At 65.8% G+C, this 19,645-nt stretch carries 21 protein-coding genes and 1 other RNA gene; 12 read left to right on the forward strand and 10 right to left on the reverse strand.

Annotation, left to right across the window (positions count from 1 at the left end; genetic code table 11):
• Position 1 precedes the first annotated feature (1 nt).
• Positions 2–2,371, reverse strand: a complete 2,370-nt coding sequence (locus WAW17_RS08445; RefSeq protein WP_422332532.1) for an arylsulfatase — start codon at positions 2,369–2,371, stop codon at positions 2–4.
• A gap of 169 nt (positions 2,372–2,540) precedes the next feature.
• Positions 2,541–2,903, reverse strand: a complete 363-nt coding sequence (locus WAW17_RS08450) for a DUF5655 domain-containing protein (RefSeq protein WP_422332533.1) — start codon at positions 2,901–2,903, stop codon at positions 2,541–2,543.
• A 50-nt stretch (positions 2,904–2,953) separates the two neighbouring features.
• Here WAW17_RS08450 and WAW17_RS08455 point away from each other — a divergent pair, with 50 nt between their 5' ends.
• Positions 2,954–3,937 carry a cobalamin biosynthesis protein gene (locus WAW17_RS08455; protein ID WP_422332534.1) on the forward strand — a complete coding sequence of 328 codons (984 nt, stop codon included), beginning with the start codon at positions 2,954–2,956 and terminating at the stop codon, positions 3,935–3,937.
• Here the strand turns inward: WAW17_RS08455 and WAW17_RS08460 are convergent.
• From WAW17_RS08460 to WAW17_RS08470, 3 genes are read right to left on the reverse strand one after another with little or no spacing between them, the layout of a single operon-like run.
• Entirely contained in the window at positions 3,878–4,831 is a 954-nt protein-coding gene (locus WAW17_RS08460; RefSeq protein WP_422332535.1) for an SURF1 family protein, read from the reverse strand. The two genes, WAW17_RS08455 and WAW17_RS08460, sit on opposite strands and share 60 nt — an antisense overlap.
• Positions 4,832–4,887: 56 nt before the next feature.
• A complete protein-coding gene (locus WAW17_RS08465; RefSeq protein WP_422332536.1) occupies positions 4,888–5,361 on the reverse strand; it encodes a low molecular weight protein-tyrosine-phosphatase in 474 nt (157 codons plus the stop codon).
• Entirely contained in the window at positions 5,348–6,040 is a 693-nt protein-coding gene (locus tag WAW17_RS08470; RefSeq protein ID WP_422332537.1) for an HAD-IA family hydrolase, read from the reverse strand. The genes WAW17_RS08465 and WAW17_RS08470 overlap by 14 nt, the downstream gene beginning before the upstream one ends.
• Positions 6,041–6,082: 42 nt before the next feature.
• Here WAW17_RS08470 and cobC point away from each other — a divergent pair, with 42 nt between their 5' ends.
• The 4 genes from cobC to WAW17_RS08490 all read left to right on the forward strand — a co-directional run bounded on the left by cobC (position 6,083) and on the right by WAW17_RS08490 (position 10,218).
• On the forward strand, positions 6,083–7,117 hold the full coding sequence (cobC, locus tag WAW17_RS08475; RefSeq protein ID WP_422332538.1) for an Rv2231c family pyridoxal phosphate-dependent protein CobC: 1,035 nt from the start codon (positions 6,083–6,085) through the stop codon (positions 7,115–7,117).
• Positions 7,114–8,250 (forward strand): Nif3-like dinuclear metal center hexameric protein, encoded by a 1,137-nt coding sequence (locus WAW17_RS08480; RefSeq protein ID WP_422332539.1) that lies wholly within the window; start codon positions 7,114–7,116, stop codon positions 8,248–8,250. The genes cobC and WAW17_RS08480 overlap by 4 nt, the downstream gene beginning before the upstream one ends.
• Positions 8,251–8,347: 97 nt before the next feature.
• On the forward strand, positions 8,348–9,085 hold the full coding sequence (locus WAW17_RS08485; RefSeq protein WP_422332540.1) for a zinc ribbon domain-containing protein: 738 nt from the start codon (positions 8,348–8,350) through the stop codon (positions 9,083–9,085).
• Positions 9,082–10,218: a bifunctional RNase H/acid phosphatase gene (locus tag WAW17_RS08490; RefSeq protein ID WP_422332541.1), complete on the forward strand. Its 1,137-nt coding sequence runs from the start codon at positions 9,082–9,084 to the stop codon at positions 10,216–10,218. The genes WAW17_RS08485 and WAW17_RS08490 overlap by 4 nt, the downstream gene beginning before the upstream one ends.
• Positions 10,219–10,259: 41 nt before the next feature.
• Here WAW17_RS08490 and WAW17_RS08495 read toward each other — a convergent pair whose 3' ends face one another.
• Positions 10,260–10,787, reverse strand: coding sequence for a DUF1697 domain-containing protein (locus tag WAW17_RS08495; RefSeq protein ID WP_422332542.1), 528 nt, complete (start codon positions 10,785–10,787; stop codon positions 10,260–10,262).
• A gap of 86 nt (positions 10,788–10,873) precedes the next feature.
• On the reverse strand, positions 10,874–11,509 hold the full coding sequence (locus WAW17_RS08500; protein ID WP_422332543.1) for a TetR/AcrR family transcriptional regulator: 636 nt from the start codon (positions 11,507–11,509) through the stop codon (positions 10,874–10,876).
• 297 nt (positions 11,510–11,806) lie between these two features.
• Between WAW17_RS08500 and WAW17_RS08505 the strand changes: the two genes are divergently transcribed.
• From WAW17_RS08505 to WAW17_RS08535, 7 genes are all read left to right on the forward strand, one after another.
• On the forward strand, positions 11,807–13,186 hold the full coding sequence (locus WAW17_RS08505; protein ID WP_422332544.1) for an aromatic ring-hydroxylating oxygenase subunit alpha: 1,380 nt from the start codon (positions 11,807–11,809) through the stop codon (positions 13,184–13,186).
• Between the two features lie 54 nt (positions 13,187–13,240).
• Positions 13,241–13,705 (forward strand): hypothetical protein, encoded by a 465-nt coding sequence (locus tag WAW17_RS08510; RefSeq protein WP_422332563.1) that lies wholly within the window; start codon positions 13,241–13,243, stop codon positions 13,703–13,705.
• Between the two features lie 77 nt (positions 13,706–13,782).
• The gene (locus WAW17_RS08515; RefSeq protein ID WP_422332545.1) at positions 13,783–14,322 is read left to right on the forward strand and encodes a hypothetical protein; all 540 of its coding nucleotides are present in this window, start codon (positions 13,783–13,785) and stop codon (positions 14,320–14,322) included.
• Between the two features lie 144 nt (positions 14,323–14,466).
• An RNA gene (gene rnpB, locus WAW17_RS08520) (RNase P RNA component class A) lies at positions 14,467–14,902 on the forward strand.
• Positions 14,903–15,178: 276 nt separating this feature from the next.
• On the forward strand, positions 15,179–16,183 hold the full coding sequence (locus WAW17_RS08525) for a patatin-like phospholipase family protein (RefSeq protein WP_422332546.1): 1,005 nt from the start codon (positions 15,179–15,181) through the stop codon (positions 16,181–16,183).
• Between the two features lie 390 nt (positions 16,184–16,573).
• Positions 16,574–16,759 carry a hypothetical protein gene (locus WAW17_RS08530; RefSeq protein ID WP_422332547.1) on the forward strand — a complete coding sequence of 62 codons (186 nt, stop codon included), beginning with the start codon at positions 16,574–16,576 and terminating at the stop codon, positions 16,757–16,759.
• Between the two features lie 49 nt (positions 16,760–16,808).
• A complete protein-coding gene (locus WAW17_RS08535) occupies positions 16,809–18,212 on the forward strand; it encodes an RNB domain-containing ribonuclease (RefSeq protein WP_422332548.1) in 1,404 nt (467 codons plus the stop codon).
• Between the two features lie 165 nt (positions 18,213–18,377).
• On the opposite strand, the gene WAW17_RS08540 is transcribed toward WAW17_RS08535, so the two are convergent.
• The 3 genes from WAW17_RS08540 to WAW17_RS08550 form a co-directional block, all read right to left on the reverse strand.
• A complete protein-coding gene (locus WAW17_RS08540; RefSeq protein WP_422332549.1) occupies positions 18,378–18,551 on the reverse strand; it encodes a hypothetical protein in 174 nt (57 codons plus the stop codon).
• A 134-nt stretch (positions 18,552–18,685) separates the two neighbouring features.
• Positions 18,686–19,144 carry a hypothetical protein gene (locus tag WAW17_RS08545; protein WP_422332550.1) on the reverse strand — a complete coding sequence of 153 codons (459 nt, stop codon included), beginning with the start codon at positions 19,142–19,144 and terminating at the stop codon, positions 18,686–18,688.
• Between the two features lie 17 nt (positions 19,145–19,161).
• Positions 19,162–19,614, reverse strand: a complete 453-nt coding sequence (locus WAW17_RS08550; protein WP_422332551.1) for a hypothetical protein — start codon at positions 19,612–19,614, stop codon at positions 19,162–19,164.
• Positions 19,615–19,645: the final 31 nt, after the last annotated feature.

Consider the following 19,645-nt stretch of genomic DNA (forward strand, 5'->3'; position numbering starts at 1 on the left):
CCTAGTCGCGCATGAGGTAGGCGAGCACCTCCTTCTCGTGGTCGACGAAGCGGTCGCCCGACACGTCGACCACGACGGCTTCGATCGTCCCGCCGGTGAACGTGAACGGTGGCCGGTAGTCGGGGGAAGCGGGCGAACCGCTGTCGCGTCCCACGCTGAGGCCCTCGCTCAGGGAGAAGGGTCCCGGCTGGGTGATGATGTCGAGGCTGCCCACCTGCTCTTCGTCGAGGAACAGGGTCAGTGTGCCGAGGGCGCTTCCCGTGGGATCGCCGCCGGTGACTCGGAAACCGGCTGTGAGCAGGTGCCGTCCGGCGCTGATCTCGGTGTCGGCGGAGATCTTTTGAATCTTTTCGCCGAGCCAGTTGTAGACGAAGTGGAACCGGCGGTCCCGGACGTAGAGCGATAGGCCGCCGCCGACACCGCCGATCGCCAGAAGGACGCCCTCGGCATCGGGTGAGTCGATCACCACCCCGGCGGCGATAGCGAACGAACGGCGCACGATGTTCACCGCCGACCCGAGTGGTACCTCGGCGGTGCCGGGGTAATAGACGTACCGATCCCGCGGCTCGGACGGCTGGGGTCGTGGAGACATGCCGATCTCCAGCGCGGTGCGATCATCGAGCGGCAGACCCTTGTACATGCCCGCGTAGTAGAACCAGAGGCCCTTCATCCGCTCGAGCAGGTCGGGATTCTCGGCGGCGACGTCATGGGCCTGGGTCCGGTCTTCGTCGAGATGGTAGAGCTCCCAGACGTCGTGATCGAAGTGTCCCCAGCCCGACATAGGGGGATGGACGGTGTTGGCGAGCCAGCCGTCGTGGTAGATCGCCCGCATCCCCAGCATCGAGTAGAACTGCGTTCTGCGGCCGGGTGCCGACGTGTCGCCGATCGTCGCCGCGAAGCTCTCACCCTCGATGGGTGTCTGCGGAAAGCCCTTCAACGTCGTGGGAGGTTCGATGCCGAGGAAGTCGTACAACGTCGGGACCACATCGACCGCATGGACGTACTGGTCGCGGACCTCGCCTCGGGCGGCGATGCCCCGCGGCCACGAGACCACGCACACGTCGCTGACCCCGCCCTCGTACCCGGAGAACCGCTTCCAGTACGGGAACGGGGTGTCGAACGCCCACGCCCAGCCCGTGTTGTAGTGGTTGTACGTGGTGGGGCTGCCGAGTTCGTCGATCCGCCCGAGAGTGTCCTCGATCGTATCGGGCAGGCCGTTGAAGAATTTGTTCTCGTTGGCGGAGCCGTTGGGACCGCCCTCGGCACTGGCCCCGTTGTCGGAGACGGCGACGATGATCGTGTTCTCGAGCTGGCCCGACTCCTCCAGGTAGTCGATGAGACGGCCGATCTGGTCGTCGGTGTACGAGACGTATCCGGCATACACCTCGGCCATGCGGACGAAGAGCCGTTTCTCGTCGTCGTTCAGTGAATCCCACGGGCGCACGAAATCCATCAACGGCCACGGTTGTCCGTCGGGCCCGGCGGTCCGGGGCTCGCCGTGGGGATTGATCGGTGAGAGTTCCACATCCGCGGGAAGCAGGCCCATTTCCTTCTGGCGGGCCAGGATGGCGGGCCTGATCGCCTCGTAGCCCTCGTCGAATCGACCCCTGTACTTGTCGGCCCACTCCTTGAAGACATGATGCGGTGCGTGACTGCAGCCGGGGCAGAAGTACATCATCCACGGTTTGTCCGGTGCCACCATCTTGGCGTCGCGGATGAATCGGATTCCTTGGTCCACAAGGTCTTTCGATAGGTGGTATCCGTCCTCCGGCTGTGCCGGCTGATCGACCGGATGGTTGTCCTCGACCAGGTTCGGATACCACTGATTCGTTTCGGCGGCGAGGAATCCGTAGAACCGTTCGAAGCCGCGTCCCAGCGGCCAGCGGGCCTTCCACGCCGACATGTCGACCTCGTCGCCCGGTGCCAGATGCCACTTGCCCATCGCATAGGTATTCCAGCCGCGTTCCCCGAGCACCTCGGCGATCGTGCCGTTCTCGAACGGGATCCGCGCCGAGAATCCGGGGAAGCCGGCCGACGCCTCGGTGATACACGCCATGTTGTTGCTGGTGGCATTACGACCGGTGAGCAGGGACGCCCGGGTGGGAGAACACAATGCCGTGGTGTGGAAGTTGGAGTACCGGATGCCGGCGTCGGCGATGCGGCGCATTGTCGGGGTCTCGATGGGTCCGCCGTTCACATCCATCGCCCCGTAACCGACGTCGTCCCAGACGATCATCAGGACATTCGGTGCTCCGGGTGGCGCCTTCGGCTGCAGAAAGGGCGTCCAGTCCGGAACCGAATCGCGGATGTCGACGTCGACCCTGCCCCGGAAAACCTGGCTCCTGACATCGTTCTCGGACGGGTTACCCACGGTGAGCCTCCTGGTGCTTGATGACAAGGGAAGGCTCGGCGGGTCGTCGCGAAGGTCTACTTACGCGGCGGTGTCACGACACCGGAACCGAGGCCCCGGATTCACTCGCACCAGCCCCACTCTCACCATCGCATCCACGCTGTCTCGGCAGCAACCCCTGACACGACGGCTATCGTGCATGCGTTCCCGGACCTACCGTCTCGTAGGCCTCGGCCAGGAGTTCCCCGAGCGAGTCGTCGATCTGGCCGTCCTCGGTGATCGTCATGCGATGCGTGATGACCGTCCTGGTGGTGGGGAACGCCTCCCGCAACTGGGGGTGGTGCACTCGTCGCCGAAGATCGACCGCGACCTCCAGCCGGGACGAATAGATGAACGCGGCGGCGAATACGCGGGTGCGAGCCCACGCGATCTCGGTCCGGTGCACTCGTTCCTCCACCTCGCCACACGCCAGCACCAGGTCACGAAAATGCAGCAGCCGGGCTACGGCGTCCGGGTCCTTGCCTGCCAGGTACTCGCCGATCGTGGCATTCATGGGACGCCTCCTTTACATCGAATGCAACGTTAGTTGATACAAATAGTGGCGTGAATCGAACCTCCCGTCCCGGCACTGCCCGCGCTGCCGGCCTCCTGCTCGGCTTCGCCGCCGACCGGTGGTTCGCCGACCCGGTTCGGTGGCATCCGGTGTCCGGCTTCGGCGGCGCCGCAATGAGGTTCGAGAGGCTGACCTACCGGGATGCGCGTGCTGCGGGCGTCCTGCACGTTCTCGTGCTCGTCGGTGCCGCAGCGGGAACGGGTGCTGTCGCCGCCCGGCTGGCACGTCGGGGTGGCTGGGTGGGCGAGGCGGCCGGAACCGCGGTGGCCGGATGGGTGGTCCTCGGCGGAACGTCCCTCGGACGAACCGGCTCGGCCATGGCTCGCCACCTCGACGCCGATGATCTTCCCGCCGCCCGCGCGCTCCTGCCGTCGCTGTGCGGACGTGACCCCAGCGTGCTCGGCGCGGAGGGCCTGACCCGGGCGACCCTGGAGTCGGTGGCCGAGAACACCTCGGACGCCGCCGTCGGGGCATTGCTGTGGGGTGCGCTGGCGGGCATTCCCGGTTTGTTCGTCTACCGGGCGTCCAACACCCTCGACGCGATGATCGGCTACCGGTCGTCGAAATACCGCAACTTCGGATGGGCCGCGGCCCGACTGGACGACGCCGTCAACCTTCTGCCCGCCCGGCTGACAGGTGTCCTGACGGTCGCCGCGGCGCCGGCGGTCGATGGGTCACCGATCGAGGCGTGGACGGCGTGGCGGCGGGACGCGGCCACTCATCCCAGCCCCAACGCGGGGGTGGCGGAGGCCAGCGCTGCTGGCGCGCTCGGTATCACCCTCGGTGGACGCACCGAGTACGCACACGGGGTAGAGATGCGGCCCCGGCTCGGATCAGGGCGGGCACCCGAACCCGTGGATCTCCACCGGGCCGTCCGGCTGTCCGGGATGGTGCAGGCCGGCTCGGCGCTGGTGTCAGCGGCCCTTGCCGTAGCGGTCGGCCAGTTTCGCTTCTCTCGCCGTCGGCGGAGCTGATTTCGCCGGCTCGGCCCGGGAGAAGGGTCTCTTCCGGCTCGCCGGCTGCGGTACCGGTACGGCGTCGCCGACGCGCTCGGGGCCCGCTGCGTTCTCAGCGTTCTCAGCGTTCTCAGCGTTCTCTGCGTTCTCAGCGGCCCTCACGACCTTGGCGGACTTCTCCTTGCGGCGTTCGCGCCACTCGGCCCGGACGAAGTAAGCGAGGCCGAGCGGGGCCATGATCCCGAACGCCAGCCATTGCAACCCGTACGACAGGTAGGGACCCGCGTCGAGTTGCGGAAGCGGAATGGTGCCCAGACCGCCGGGCTGATCGGGGTCGAGTTGTAGATAGCCGCCCGTGAGGTCGGCACCGAGGAAGTCACCGATCTGCTGGGAGTCGATCGTGTAGACCTGTCGCAGACCGTTCTGCTCGAAGGGTTCCTTGCCCGCAGCGGTGCCTTCGGATTGGCGGATCCGAGCGTCGACGGTCAACCGGCCGGTCGGTGGCGGGTCGACGCGCGGCGGTTCCGTCCCCTGCACCGGGCGCACGTAGCCACGGTTGACCAGGATGGTCCTGCCGTCGGCGAGCCGCAGCGGTGTCAGGACCTCGTAGGCGGGTTGCGAATCAATGGATCGCAGCCGGACCAGCAGGTCGCTGTTCTGCACGTACTCACCGGACGCGGTGACGCGTCGCCACTCGTCGTCCGGGCTGGGTGACGGACCGGTGAGCAGGTCCTCGATCGGCACCGGCGCGGCTTCGACAGAATCCGCGATCAGCTGGTTCCGGTGTTCGGTGGACGTGTTCTTGCCGAGCTGCCACGGGGCGAGCACATAGAAGCACATGAACGCAAAGCCGGCGACCACCAGGGCCAACACCAACCAGCCGGGTCGCAACAAGAATCTCAGCCTCCGCACAGTTCCACGGTAGCTGCCTTCGGGTGCGGTCCGGATCGTGGGCCGCAGTCCGTGGGTTACCGGGTGCGCACCCAGTCGAGCAGACCGGGTACGGCCGCCTCGATCTGATGAAGTACCAGCCCGAAGTCCTCGAGATCGCCGTAGTACGGGTCCGGAACCGAGGACGTGTCGGCATTCGGGTCGAAACTGCGCAACAGACGGCGGCGCTCGGGTGGGACACCCAAGTGGGCAAGCTCACGGTCGTGGTTGGCTGCCAGCGCGACCACCAGGTCGGCGCCGAGGTGGTATGGGCCGACCTCGCTCGCCTTGTGACCGGTGGGATATCCGTTGATCTTCAGGATTTCGTTGGTCCGGAGGTCGGCGTCGTTGCCGATGTGCCAACCGTGCGTTCCGGCGCTGCTGACGGTGACCCGGTGGTCGAGTGCCTCCCGCCGCAGGTGTTCGGCGAAGACCTTCTCGGCCATGGGGGACCGGCAGATGTTGCCGGTACAGACGAACGTCACATGCAGGGTGGTCTCAGGCTGCGTCATCGAGCATCTTTCCCAGCGTCCCGGTGGTGGGCGCGGAACTGTGGGCGCCGGTGGCCTCGGCCGGTGAGCCGTAACCCCACTCGACGAACACCGCCGGAATGCCCCAGTGTGCGGCACCCAGCACGTCGTGTTCGCGGTCACCGATCATCAGGACATCGGTGGTGGTGCCCTCGGTGGCGTCGACACCCAGCGCCTGCAACGAGTGCGCGATCACATCCGACTTGGCGCGGCGGCGCCCGTCGTTACTGGCACCCCCGATGAACTCGAAGTAATGGGCGAGTCCGAAGTGCTCGAGAATGCGAACAGCGAAATGTTCCGTTTTGGACGTCGCGACGGCGAGTCGCGTGCCGCGGTCGCGGGCACCTGCGAGGACCTCCTCGATGCCGTCGAACACCGCGTTCTCCGCCCATCCCACGCGGTCGTAGCGCTCGAAGTAGGCGGCGACCGCCCGATCCACCTCCGCGCCTTCCAGACCGAGCGAGCGGAAGGTGTCGATCATCGGCGGCCCGATGACGGCATCGAGCATCTCCGGTGTGGGTTCGGGCTGTCCGACAGCGGCCAGCGCATGCCGGAATCCGGCATGGATACCCGGCGCGGAGTCCGTGAGGGTGCCGTCCAGGTCGAAGAGCACGATCGGGGAGGCCAGGGCGGACGGGGTGATGGTTTCGAGCGGGGTCACCGTTTCATTGTTCCTCAGGCGCCTCCCCTAGGCTCGGCAGCTGTGAACTCACGTGCCGGAAGTCGGGAGAGCCTGCGTCATCACGGTGACGTGGACGCGGGTCCCGGCCTGTTCGACTTCGCTGTGAACGTGCAAGGGGACGGACCTCCGGAATGGCTGCGCCGCCGTCTTGCCGACGCCCTGCCCAGCCTGGGGTCCTATCCGACGGCCGCGGCCGACCTCGCTGCTCGGAGCGCTGTGGCGGACCGGCACGGGCGTCATCCCGACGAGGTGCTGCTCCTCTCGGGTGGCGCCGAGGGCTTCTCGATGCTCCCGCGGCTGGGTGTGGGGGAAGCAGCTCTGATTCATCCGTCGTTCACGGAACCGGAATGGTCGCTGCGCGAGGCCGGGGTGCCGGTTGCCCAGGTACTGCTCGAGGAGCCCTACCTCCTGGCCGATGCCGCGGTTCCCGAATCCGCTGATCTCGTGGTGATCGGCAATCCCACCAATCCGACGTCGGTGCTGCACCCTGCCGTCGACATCCTGGCCTTGCGCCGCCAGGGCCGGATCGTAGTGGTCGACGAGGCCTTCGCCGACGCGGTTCCGGGGGAGGGGGAGTCGCTGGCCGGTCGGTCACTACCCGACGTCCTGGTGCTCCGCAGCCTCACCAAGACGTGGGCTCTGGCCGGACTACGCTGCGGGTACGCGCTCGGATCCCCCGAACTGCTGGAGCGACTGCAGGTGGGTCGGGCGCACTGGCCGCTGGGAACGCTGCAGGTAGAGGCGATTGCGGCATGCAGCGAACCCGAGGCCGTCGCGGCGGCGCAGGCCCAGGCGCTGGTGCTGGGGGCCTGGCGCGACGACATGACCACGCGACTGCGGGCGATGGGGGTCGCGGTGCATTCGCCCGCGACCGCGCCGTTCCTGCTTCTGCGTCTGCCGGACGGAGAATCGATGCGAACGGCTCTGCGGGAACGGGGTATCGCGGTCCGGCGCTGCGACACCTTTCCCGGACTGGGACCCGACTTCCTCCGGGTCGCGGTGCGTCCCCGCGACCAGACCGATGTGCTGATCGACGCGATGAAGGAGATCCTGTGACTGTTCGTCTCGCAGATGTGATCGCGACACTGGACGCGGCCTATCCGCCGGCGCTGGCGGAGTCCTGGGACTCGGTCGGGCTGGTGTGTGGGGATCCCGAGGACTCGGTCACCAGGGTGGTAGTCGCAGTGGATCCGACGGCCGCGGTGGTCGAGGAGGCGATCGACTCCGGTGCCGACCTGCTTCTCGTGCACCACCCACTACTGCTGCGCGGTGTGGACACCGTGGGTGCCCACACACCCAAGGGGGCACTGGTCCACAAGCTGATCAGGTCCGGGTGCGCCTTGTTCACCGCGCACACCAACGCGGACTCCGCAGATCCGGGTGTCTCCGATGCGCTCGCCGCCGCGCTGGGGCTGACCGTGACCGGACCGATCGCCCCGCGACCCACCGAGGATGTGGACAAGTGGGTCGTGCTGGTGCCCGTCGACGACGCTGACACCGTCCGCCGTGCCCTGTTCGATGCGGGGGCCGGCCACGTCGGTAATTACCGCGACTGCAGCTGGTCCGTCACGGGCACGGGGCAGTTCCTGCCGACGGACGGCGCGAACCCGACCCTCGGCGCGGTCGGGGAGCTCGAGCGCGTGACGGAGAGCCGGCTCGAGGTGGTCGCGCCGCGACGCATCCGGCAGACCGTGCTCGAGGCGATGCGGGCCGCGCACCCGTACGAAGAGGTGGCATTCGACGTGTTCGAGATGGCGAGCTTTCCCGGTCCGCGCGGGCTCGGCCGGGTCGGTGAGCTGCCCGAACCCCTGACGCTGCGCGCATTCACCGAGCGGGTCGCCGCCGCCCTGCCCGCCACCGCCTGGGGTGTGCGGGCGGCCGGCGACCCCGACGCGACCGTCAGGTCCGTCGCGGTCTGCGGCGGATCCGGCGACTCGTACCTGGGCGCGGTCGCCCGGCTCGGCGTCGACGCCTACGTGACCGCCGACCTTCGGCACCATCCCGCCGACGAGCACTTACGAGCCGGGGGCCCGGCACTCGTCGACGTCGCACACTGGGCAAGCGAACACCCCTGGTGTCAGCAGGCGAAGGATCTGCTGGATGGCGTTTTCGCGTCGACGCCGGGATGGCAGGTACGGGTATCTCCGGTACGGACCGATCCCTGGTCTGTCGGCGCAGCGTCGGCCTGATGCGGTCCAGCCGATCGACTGCTCGCGCCGAGGTACGGTTGCACCTACACATCTCCAGAGAAGAATCACTCAGAGAAGACAGCAGGAGTTACCACGCGTGAACGTCGAACCACAGGTGCAATCGAAGCTTCTCGACCTCGCGGGTGTTGATGCGGAGCTGTCGAGGATCGCCCACCGGCGCACCGTGCTTCCCGAGCAGCAGGAAGTCGAGCGTCTCGAAGCGGAGCGCGCCACCCGCAAGGATGCGGCCGTGTCCGTGGAGATCGTTCTCGACGACCTCGACCGAGACATCCGCAAACTCGAGGGTGAGGTCGACGCCGTCCGCCAGCGTGAGGACCGCGATCGCAAGCTCCTCGAAAGCGGCACCGTCGGCGCCAAGCAGCTCACCGAACTCGAGCACGAACTCGGCAGCCTCGTCCGGCGTCAGGGCCTGCTCGAGGACGAACTGCTCGAGGTGATGGAGCGACGCGAGGCTTCGCAGTCCGATCACGACCACGCCGGTGCCCAGCTGTCCCAGATCGAAGAGGACCTCATCGACGCCGGCCGCCGCCGCGACGACGCAGTGGCCGACCTCGACGCCGCGGAGCAGCGCTGCACGGCCGATCGGGCCCGGCTTGCGGAACAGCTTCCACCCGAACTGATCTCGGTATACGAGAAGCAGCGCAGCCAGCAGGGTGTCGGTGCGGCACTTCTCCAGGCGCGGCGCTGTGGTGCCTGCCGGATCGAACTCGACCGCGGTGAGATCTCCCGCATCACCGGCACCGCCCCGGACGTCGTCGTGCGCTGTCCCGAATGCGGGGCGATTCTGGTGCGTACCAAGGAGTCCGGCCTATGACGGTGAGACGAGTCGTCGTCGAAGCGGACGGCGGTTCCCGCGGCAATCCGGGACCGGCGGGATACGGCGCCGTCGTCGTGGATCCTGCGCGGGACGAGGTTCTCGCCGAGCGCAAGGAAAGCCTCGGCTTCGCCACCAACAATGTTGCCGAATACCGCGGCCTGATTGCGGGCCTCACCGCGGCCGCCGAACTCGGTGCGTCGACCGTCGATGTCCGGTTGGATTCCAAACTGATCGTCGAGCAGATGTCCGGCCGGTGGAAAGTGAAGCACCCGGACATGATTCCGTTGCAGCGCCGGGCGTCCGAGCTCGCCCAGCGCTTCGACCAGGTCACCTACACGTGGGTTCCCCGGGCCGAGAACGCCCGCGCCGATCGCCTTGCGAACGAAGCGATGGACGCGGCCGCGGCGGGTCGTGCCATCGGCTCCGAACGGGAAGCCGCGAGCGAATCCGAGGACGACGAACCGGCCGCGAAGGTGGACAAGGCGGCTCCCGCGGCTCCCGGGTGGATGAACACGAAGGGCGCTCCGACGCGCCTGCTGCTGCTGCGGCACGGCCAGACACCGTTGTCCGTGGACCGCCGGTACTCGGGACGCGGCAATCCTGCGCTCACCGACCTCGGGCAGGCGCAGGCGGCCGGTGCCGCCAAGCGCTTCGCCGGGCGCGACGGGATCGCCGCTGTCGTCTCCTCGCCGTTGGGTCGCGCGCACCAGACCGCCACGGCCGCCGCGGACGTCCTGGGTCTGCCCGTCACCGTCCACGGGGGACTCATCGAGACCGACTTCGGCGAGTGGGAAGGTCTTACCTTCGCCGAGGCCGCGGCACGCGACCCCGACCTGCACCGCCGATGGTTGTCGGACACATCCGTGCGCCCGCCCGCGGGGGAAAGCTTCGACGAGGTGCTCGAGCGGACCATGCGCGTGCGCGACGACCTGACCGCCACATACAACGGTTCCACGATTCTCGTGGTCACCCATGTGACACCCATCAAGACCCTGTTGCAGCTGGCACTCGATGCGGGTCCGTCGCTCCTGTACCGGCTGCACCTGGATCTGGCATCACTGAGCATCGCCGAGTTCTATCCCGACGGTGGGGCTTCGGTGCGTCTCGTCAATGACACCAGCCATCTCTGAACGACACCGGGGCGATTGGCGTCAGACCATGAGCCACAGGATTACCTCAGTAGTTTCTGGAATGTACGCAGGTTCCGCGTGGTGGTGGACGCCTTCAACCGCGGTGCGGCGAGGCTCTTCCCGAACTGGCTCTTCACCGTCCTGCCGCGCTCGACTTCCCAGTAGAGGACGCCGTCTCCTTCCTGGATGCGCTCGACTCCGGGATCGAGTTCGCCCTCCATCTCGAGCAGCCGCCCCAGTACCTCGGGTTCGGGTGTGACCACGACGTAGGGGTGCCGGCCTTCCCGTTCCGGATCGAACGGGTAACCGTCCACGATTGCCTGGACCTCGGACAGCTCGAGTACGAAAACCCAGGCTTCGTACTCGAACTCGGCACGCAGCGCCGTTTCGATCTCGGCTTCGAGTTCGGCGGCGTCGGTGCGACCGGAGTCGAAGAGCACGTTGCCCGACGCCAGAACGGTGGTGACATTCGCGAAACCCAGTGCGGTGAAAGTCCGTCGCAGATCTGCCATCTTGATGTTGATGCCGGCGACGTTGATGCCGCGGAGGAGGGCTGCGTAGCGTGTCATGGACCGACCATAGTGCCGGGGCACGACACGTTCGTGCAGGGAACGGCGAAGTGACGGTCGGTTGCGGTCCGACAGCCGGCGACCGACTAGGTCAAGCGAGCGTAATCGAACAGCGTGCCCTGAATGAGGCTTTTCAGCGCGCGGAGAGTGCCCTTGTAATCGTCGGGTGCCGCCGTGGCCGCGTACTCGTTCAGTCCTCGCATGATCGCGTAGATCGCATTCGCGGCGCCTTCGACATCGACCCCTGCTCCCAGGACGCCCTCACGGTGGGCCTGCTCGACGATGCCGACCACCACACCGCGCAGCGTGCTGAAGATGGTGTCGCTGTTCTCACCCAGGTGAAGGTGTTCGGCGCTTTCCACGCGGATTGCACGATCGAACGCGGCGGCGAAGGGATAGTCGCTCATCAGCTGCCCACCCTCGTCGAACACCGCCATCAGCTTGTTCAGCACACCGTCTGCACCGTCCGCTGCGGCGGCCAAACGTGGAACCGAGACCTCGGCGAATTCGAGGAACGTGGCCTTGACGAGTTCGGATTTGTTGGGGAAGTAGTGATACAGGCTGCCGCTGGTTATCTGGGCCGTACCGGCGATCTCGCGAATGGTTGCTCGTGAGTAGCCGGCCTCGGCCACGCAGCGCATCGCCGCAGCGATGATGCGCTGCCGGGTTTCTTCGCCCCTGGCACCAACCGGCCGACCCAGAAGTGACGGAGTGGTCGGCACAGCATCTCCCGGCTAGGTGAAAACGTCTTCGGAGAGCATCTCACGTTCCGATAGGGAACGGAGACTCAGCGCGCCGCGGATCGATCGGACGGGCGAGTGTGATATTTCCCATTGACAGTGCTGAATGTGACGTGCATTATTAATCAATCAATCGATTAATTCTTGTGGATCCGGGCCGTGGTGTGGGCGCGCGTTCGTAGTGGCTGATACCGGCGCGACCTTCTCGTCCGCCGGTGACCAAGCCTGCGTCTTCACCTCCACACCCACACGAAGGACCCACACGAAAGGACGAGTGGAATGAGTTCTGTGCAATCGGCAAGGCCGGGGGAATGGGTCGACACGGGAAAAGGTCTCGCGGATCTCGATCTCGATCAGTTCAAGATGAAGATCACCACAGACCGTTACACGTCCCCTGAATACGCTGAGCGCGAACGGAAATCGATCTGGATGCGGACTTGGCAGGTCACGGGCCGGGCCGATGAACTGCCCGAAGTCGGGGACCGCAAAGAATATCGCATCTACGATCAGTCCTACATGCTCGTGCGAGGCAAGGACGGCCGCATTCGCGGATTCGTCAATGCGTGCCGGCATCGTGGCAACGTATTGTGCCGGGGCACCGGAACCGGGGCGCGGATCGTGTGCCCCTATCACCTGTGGTCGTACGACCTCGAGGGCCGGTTGAAGGGCGTGTCCCGACCGGATCTTGCCGGTCAGATCGACAAGGACGAACACATGCTCCTGCAGGTGCCGGTGGAGTGTTTTGCCGGTTTCATCTTCCTCAACCCGGATCCGGACGCGGCGCCGCTGGCCGATTTCCTCGGGGAGGGACTGGCGGACCTGTTGGCGCCTTACCATCTCGACGAGATGACGACGGTGCTCAATGTTCGTGAGAGCGTGGACTGTAACTGGAAGGTGGTTATCGACGCCTTCTCGGAGGGCTACCACATCGCGGGAATTCATCCGGAACTGCTTCGCGTGATTTCGATCGACCCGGCCACGACCCGATACCGTTTCTTCGACGATCACAGCGTGTCCGTCGCGCCGTTCGAGGTGGCGAATGTGAAGGACTTCGGTCCGGAGCAGGAGCTCGAGGGAATTCGGGATCTGCCGGGCACCTTCCCGGGTGTGGCAGCGTATCTGCCTCGCTTCGAGGAACTCGTCAACGGCTATCGCGACGCGGACGGCACATTGGTGTATCCGGAGGGCGTCACCGGGCGTTCACTTCTGCAACAGGCCACACGCGAGACGCTGACCGGGATGGGCTTCGACGTGAGCGCGCTGACCGACGCCCAGATGAGCGACAACCACGGCTGGGTGCTCTTTCCGAATTTCTTCATGACGATCCGTGCCGGCGAGGCCACGGTGATCATGGCCGTGCCGCATCCCGATGGTGATCCCAACAGGTGCATCTGGCATATCACCAGCTTCATGTGGCTTCCCGAGGAGTACCGGGAGTCGGCACATGCGGAATTGATAGAGGTCGAGGAGCCGGGAAGCTTCAAGTATTTCCTCGCTCTCCAGCAGGACTACGAGCAGATGCCGCGCCAGCAGATCGGGCTGCGTAACAGCACGCTCACCCATATGTCGCTGGTGAAGGAGGAGGTTCCCATTGCCAAATATCACACGGTGCTGGATCGATACCTCGCGGACGCGGGTAAGTCCGAACAACGCGGGTAAGTCCGAACAAACAGTGTGATCGCGAAGATCGTTGTGGAAGAAGGGTTTAGGGGTATGAGAGAAATTGGCGACGTCGTCGAGGATTACACCGGGCATTCGCGCACGGTCCTGGAATACAGCCTGCTGATGAAGCGCCTGGTGGACACCGCCAAGGAGCCGGGGTTCTCCGCGGAAGGTTGGGCACCTCTGGCAGAGCTCGTCGCGGTCGACGAATTCGAACGGGTGGGGAATTTCAAGGAGGTCATGAACTGGCAGGAATATGTCGGCTTCCTGACGAACTGGGCGACCTCCTCCGAGTGGGACGGCTCGTTCAAACGCATTACCGAGAAGTCGGGTGTGGTGTTCCTCGAGCTCGAGGAACGCAGCCGGATCGGTGATTTCAGCAGCGTCGTGAATTCGGTGTCCGTGTACGAATTCGACGATGCCGGCAAGATCCGGCATATCGATGTTTATCTACAGATGGCGCTGCCGGAAAGTGCGATGCTCGAGAGTTACGAGAATGTCCACATTGCGGAGTGAACAAGCCGTGCTGCCCGTAACCGGGGAGTCGTGGTGTTCGAGAAGGCGATCGTTGACCAGCCATGGAAAGGGCCGGAATGAATAGCGAAGAACGAATTGCCCATCATCGTCGGATGGCCGAAAGTTACAGTACCGCTTATCTGCGCCAGGGGGTGCAGGACGGTGAGGAGTACACCGACGAGAACGGGCAGGAGGCCTGGAAGTTCGCGGACGACGCCGTGTATGCGTCGCCCTATTTCACGGGCGACGAGGGCTTTCCGATGAGCGAGTACAGCGTGGACACGGCCAAGGCCGCGACCATGGAAGCGAAGGCGTACTCGCTCACGTTCCCCGATTGGAAGCCGGCGGACTTCAAGTACTGGCCGGCCGACAACGGTTTCGTCATGAAGACCCGGTGGGAGGGTCATATGAAAGACGGCACCGGAATGGGTTTCTACTCTTACAGTTTCGTCGAGACCAACGACAAGGGTGAGGTCACACGTTGGGAAACCCATGTCAACGACGAGTACAGCCCCTTTCTCGAGGTCGCGATCGGTGTGAGCGGACCGTTCCACGGCACCACCGCATATGTCGACGCGCTCCATCGGTGCCTCGAGAAGGCCGGCGTGTCCGTGTGATGTAGAGCCCAGAAAATCAAAGCTCGGCGCCGGCATTCGAAATGCCGGCGCCGAGCTTTCTGCGTGCCGAGATGTTGTTGCCGCCCCTGGCGTGTCGCGGCGGGTAGGTTGGCGGTTCCGGGACGGGTACTCTGGTCGGGCGGACGAGTTGGCCGGGCGGCCGCGGCAAAGGGAACCAGCACGTACGTGCACAGGCCCTGGGTCGAGGAAAGTCCGGACTCCACAGAGCAGGGCGGTTGTTAACGGCAACCCGAGGTGACTCGCGGGACAGTGCCACAGAAAGCAGACCGCCGGCGCCACACCTCTCGGGGTGTAGTGCCGGTAAGGGTGAAACGGTGCGGTAAGAGCGCACCAGCACCCCGGGTGACCGGGGTGGCTAGGTAAACCCCGCCCGGAGCAAGGTTGAAGATCGCATCGGTCCTTCGGGATCCGGTGCGGTTGCGCAGGTGTTCGAGGGCTGCTCGCCCGAGCCTGCGGGTGAACCGCTCGAGGTACCCGGCGACGGTGTGCCCAGATGGATGGTCGCCACCCGGCGCTTCGGCACCGGGGACAGGATCCGGCTTACACGCCAACTCGTCCGCCTTGCCTCCAGCGTCCAATGGGGACCGCTCGCAGTCGTCTGAACGGGTGAATGTACCTTTCGACGCTTCCATGGCACCGGAAGGTACATTCGCCCGCGGTGTTGCCTCCGATCCGGTAACCGGTCCCGTCCGATTCCGTCCGATGACGGTGTCGTCGAGAGGAAGATGGGATGCCGAGGGTCGCCGACGAGAGCACCGTCGGTTGCGGAGGAGACGGCCATGTACCTGTGCAATACACGTCGCTGTGACGCCCGCCGAGACGCCGGAGTGCCGGGGTGACCGCGGCGGAACCGAAGCAGGCAGATCTCGTTCTTGCGGGCGGCGGCGTCAAGGGCATCGGGCTCGTGGGGGCGGTCGCCGCGCTGCTGGACGACGGCTACTCGGTCGAGAGGGTGTCCGGCACATCGGCCGGCTCGGTGGTCGGGTCGGTCGTGGCGGCGGGGTCGACGAAGCTGACGGCTGAGGAGGTCAGGGATCTCGTCCTCAGCCTCGAGTACGACAGATTTCGCGACCCAGGTCCGATCGAAAGCATTCCGGTGCTCGGGACGTCGTGGGCGCTGCTGCGCGGCACCGGCCTTTTCCGCGGCGATTACGCCCACGACTGGGTGCGAAGCCAACTCGCGAACCTGGGCGTGCGCACCTTCGGCGACCTGCGGATCGGCGACCCGGACTTGCGGGAGGAACGCCGATACAAGCTGGTGGTCACCGTCACGGACGTCACGACGGGTCAGCTCGTGCGATTGCCCTGGGACTACCGGCGGGTCTACGGATTGGATCCGGACGAACAACCGGTGGCCGATGCGGTCCGCGCCTCGATGTCGATCCCCTTCTACTTCCGTCCCGTCGAGCTGACCAGCACCGCCGGCGTCACATCGACGTTGGTGGACGGCGGTCTGCTGTCGAACTTTCCGATCGATTCCCTGGACCGTACGGACGGCAAGCCGCCACGCCGGCCCACCTTCGGGATCACGATGCTACCTAATCTGCCTGCCGGGAACGACAGGGTGATCCCGCAGCTCGCCCCGCTCCGCGTGCTGGGAGCTCCGCACCTACTCGAACGTGTCATCACCACTGTGCTGGTCGGCCGCGACCAGGCGTACCTCAACCAGCCCTGGGTCAATGCCCGGACGATCCGGGTGGATTCCACCGAGGTCGGGGTCCTCGACTTCGACATCACCAGGGAGGAAACCGACGCGCTCTACGCGAAAGGGTATGCGGCGGCCGAGGAGTTCCTCTCGACCTGGGATTGGCCGGCCTACCGCGCACGCTTCCGCTCATAGGTCTCGCGACCACGGTTGATGTCCGTCATCCGCTGGCAGACCCACGCACGGGCGCGAACGCGCGCCTTACCATGGCGCACGCATGAAGAAGCCCCCGGCGCGTGTGCGGCGGGGGCTTCCTCACGCGATGAGGATCGAACTCCGTCAGACGGGAGCGACCACCAGAAGCTGGGCCCAGTAGGTGGCGCCTTCGGCGCCGAGGTAGGGAAGTAGCTGATCGAAAATGATCGTGGACATGCTCGCTCCATTCTCTGTTCGGGCACTGCACACGGGGAACGCACCTTCGGCGCCTGCGACCGGCGCCGGGAACGTATACCGGACAGGTTCCCGAGGGTAACAGTCTGCGCCTGAACCTCAACCCCACACGCCCCATCGGTGCACACTGGATACATGACTGACGAAGATCATCTCTGGTACTACAACGTCGAGGACGGAACCGTCGCGCAGGGCAAGGCGGCATCGTCGATGACCCGGATGGGCCCGTACCCCGATCGTGCCTCGGCGGAGAAGGCCCTGCAGATCGCTGCCGAGCGAAACAAGGCGGCAGACAGGGCCGACGAGGAGTGGAACAACTGAGGCCGGCGAGACAACCGACCTGCCGGAAAGGGGCGTACCAGCGGTGCCGATGAGACGTGTCGTGGCACGCGGAATCGATTTCGAGGCCGTGCGCGACGAATTTCAGCTCCCTGAGAGCTATCCGTCCGCCGCCGTGGCGGGCGCGCGGAGCGCATCCGACAGGTACGCCCCCATGCGGGAGGACCGCACCGACCTGGAACTGGTGACGATAGACCCGCCCGGTTCGATGGATCTGGACCAGGCCCTGCACCTCGATCGCACTTCCGACGGCTTCGTCCTCCACTACGCCGTCGCCGACGTCGGCGCCGTCGTCGAACCCGGCAGTGCGCTCGACCGGGAGACCCGAAGGCGGGGCCAGACGTTCTACTTTCCGGACGGTCGGGTCCCGCTCCATCCCGTAGAACTGTCGGAAGGGTCCGGCAGCCTCCTCCCGGGCGAAATCCGCCCGGCGGCCCTCTGGCGCATCGAGTTCAGCGACGATGCCGAACCGTTGTCGTGGGCGGTCACCCGTGCCCGGGTGCGGTCCGTCGCCCGTTTGAGTTATGCCGGCGTCCAGTCCGAGTCGGAGGCCGGTCGGCTTCATCCCTCCATCACGGCGCTCCCGGAGTTCGGGCGCCTGCGTACGGCAGCGGCCGTGGCACGCGGTGCGATCGAACTGCGACTGCCGGAGCAGGAGGTGGTACCCGACGGGGGCGACGGATGGCGCGTGGATCTGGCGCCCCGCACGGAGGCCGACGACTGGAACGCGGAGGTCTCGCTGGTCACCGGAATGTGCGCGGCCGCGATGATGATGGATGCGGGGATCGGGTTGCTGCGCACCCTGCCGCCGGCCGGACCCGACGCGCTGGCGTCGTTGCGGAGGACGGCGTCGGCGTTGGGTGTCGACTGGCCCGAAGGTATCGGCGCCGGCGAGTTGCTGGCGCGCCTGGACCCGAACGACGCGTCCACTCTGGTTCTGATGACGGAGGCGCCGTCTCTGCTTCGCGGTGCCGGTTACGCCGCGTTCGACGGTGCACTTCCCGAACTGACCGTGCATGCGGCGATCGGCGCCCCGTACGCTCACGTGACCGCGCCGTTGCGCCGCCTCTCGGACCGATACTCCACCGAGGTGTGTCTCGCCGTCTCCGCGGGAACGGCCGTGCCGTCGTGGGCGCGTGAGGCGCTGGGGTCGATGCCCGAGATCATGGGCACCTCGGATGCTTTGGCGAACAAGGTCGATCGTGCCTGCATCGACCTCACCGAGGCCACCGTCCTCGCCGACCGTGTCGGCGAGGTGTTCGATGCCACGGTGCTGAGATCTCGTGAAGGCCGGCGTGCCGCGGACGTCTTCGTGCCCTCCGTGTCTGCCCTGGCGAAGTGCGTCGGTGAACCCGCGGAGGGCGAGCAGGTGAAGATCCGTCTGACCTCTGCCGACGTCGTCAAGCGGACGGTCGAGTTCGCATACCCTGCGTGAGCGCGTCGCGCCGTGCAGAAAGGAATGAGTACGCTGCGGCCGGCCCGCACGCAGGAGCCACGCCAGGCCGGTGACCTGGAATGTCTTGTCACGTACGGGATCCGGTGTTGCAGCGCTCCTGTTCAGGTCCGAGAAGTGCGGACTCGGTTTCCGGCGCGAAACCCCTCAGATGCAGAAGTTGAGACTGACCGAGCCCAGCGGCACGCCGAGGCAGATCGCGACCGAACCGACGACCGGTGTCGCCTCGACAGTTGCGGCCGAAGCGGTGGGGGCGGTCAGGGCGCCGAGGGACAGAGTGATGGCGGTGGCGGCGAGTGCGGTGGTGATTTTCTTGGACATGGTGGAGATCCTTGAACCTAGTGATGGCATGAGCCGATGCGACTCTCTTTTCATGGTTGCACCGGTGTGACGACAGTCACAATGCTGGTTCAAGATTCAATCGCAGTACCCGGCCCTGGGCTGCGCCACTTCCGTCAGGAGCGCCCGTCGTTTCGGCCCGAGGCGCCGACGCTTTTCACGAAGGAGACGAATGCCGTGACGATGCCGATGACGCTGCCGACGATCGCCATACCCAGAATGATGCGCACGACGAGCGCCCAGTCGAAGGAGGTGCCGGCGAAGTCGAAGGGAAAGACGTGCCAGATCCGCAGCAGTGCGGCCAGCCCCACGCCGATGGTGAGCATGTCGCCCAGCGCCTTCAGCCAGGCCCGATCGAAGATCGCATACACCACATTGGCAGCGAGGCTCACAGCGATCGAGGCGTTGACGAGCCCCAGAACCTGCGGCGTGTCGCTGGTGAGGAAGGGCACGGCTTCCCAACCGGGCCACACATTGACCGCATACAGCAGGACCGCGTTCACCAGTGCAGCCACGGCGTAACCGAAGCGTCGCCCGGCACCTGCCGAAGATTTGGGAGTCGGGGTGACTGTCATGAGAACCTTCTCGGTGGCTACTCGGCGATGTCCGGTGGAGGCGGCAGAAGCTCGTCCGGAAAGCGGTAGGAGCAGCCCAGTTCTTCGGTGGACCGAGCGCCCCAGTTGTCCCGGAACCAGGTGACACACGCCTCGGCGATCAATCGGACGTCGCGACTGAAGAGGTAACCGTCCGTACAGTCCTCGAAGTGGCCGTCGAAGTGCCATCGATCGAGCACCAGATCGTCGGTCGAGTAATCTGCGAGCAGCAGGTGCTGGAGTTCGACGTGTGATCGACGCAGCATCAACACGCCGTCGGCGAGCACCTGGATCTGTGCGCATACGACCTCGTCGTCTTCATCGTCGGCAACGTACATGTTGGGTCCGATTTCGACGATGAGCGCCGTCGGCTGATCCACGAGTGACTCGACGAGCCAATCGACCATGCCGTTCCACGTCGTCACACCGGAGGAACTCTGGTAGTCGTCCATCGTCACCCCTGTCTCGATACGTGAGTCCTGT

The organism is Rhodococcus sp. (in: high G+C Gram-positive bacteria), from assembly GCF_049286785.1.
Classification (GTDB): domain Bacteria; phylum Actinomycetota; class Actinomycetes; order Mycobacteriales; family Mycobacteriaceae; genus Rhodococcus_F.

What these genes read in the sequence shown, in the direction of transcription:
- WAW17_RS08450 (WP_422332533.1), bottom strand. Translation starts at nt 2,903, where the DNA reads ATGAATGCCACGATCGGCGAGTACCTGGCAGGCAAGGACCCGGACGCC.
- WAW17_RS08465 (WP_422332536.1), bottom strand. Translation starts at nt 5,361, where the DNA reads ATGACGCAGCCTGAGACCACCCTGCATGTGACGTTCGTCTGTACCGGC.
- WAW17_RS08490 (WP_422332541.1), top strand. Translation starts at nt 9,082, where the DNA reads ATGACGGTGAGACGAGTCGTCGTCGAAGCGGACGGCGGTTCCCGCGGC.
- WAW17_RS08495 (WP_422332542.1), bottom strand. Translation starts at nt 10,787, where the DNA reads ATGACACGCTACGCAGCCCTCCTCCGCGGCATCAACGTCGCCGGCATC.
- WAW17_RS08505 (WP_422332544.1), top strand. Translation starts at nt 11,807, where the DNA reads ATGAGTTCTGTGCAATCGGCAAGGCCGGGGGAATGGGTCGACACGGGA.
- WAW17_RS08510 (WP_422332563.1), top strand. Translation starts at nt 13,241, where the DNA reads ATGAGAGAAATTGGCGACGTCGTCGAGGATTACACCGGGCATTCGCGC.
- WAW17_RS08515 (WP_422332545.1), top strand. Translation starts at nt 13,783, where the DNA reads ATGAATAGCGAAGAACGAATTGCCCATCATCGTCGGATGGCCGAAAGT.
- WAW17_RS08530 (WP_422332547.1), top strand. Translation starts at nt 16,574, where the DNA reads ATGACTGACGAAGATCATCTCTGGTACTACAACGTCGAGGACGGAACC.
- WAW17_RS08535 (WP_422332548.1), top strand. Translation starts at nt 16,809, where the DNA reads ATGAGACGTGTCGTGGCACGCGGAATCGATTTCGAGGCCGTGCGCGAC.
- WAW17_RS08540 (WP_422332549.1), bottom strand. Translation starts at nt 18,551, where the DNA reads ATGTCCAAGAAAATCACCACCGCACTCGCCGCCACCGCCATCACTCTG.
- WAW17_RS08545 (WP_422332550.1), bottom strand. Translation starts at nt 19,144, where the DNA reads ATGACAGTCACCCCGACTCCCAAATCTTCGGCAGGTGCCGGGCGACGC.
- WAW17_RS08550 (WP_422332551.1), bottom strand. Translation starts at nt 19,614, where the DNA reads ATGGACGACTACCAGAGTTCCTCCGGTGTGACGACGTGGAACGGCATG.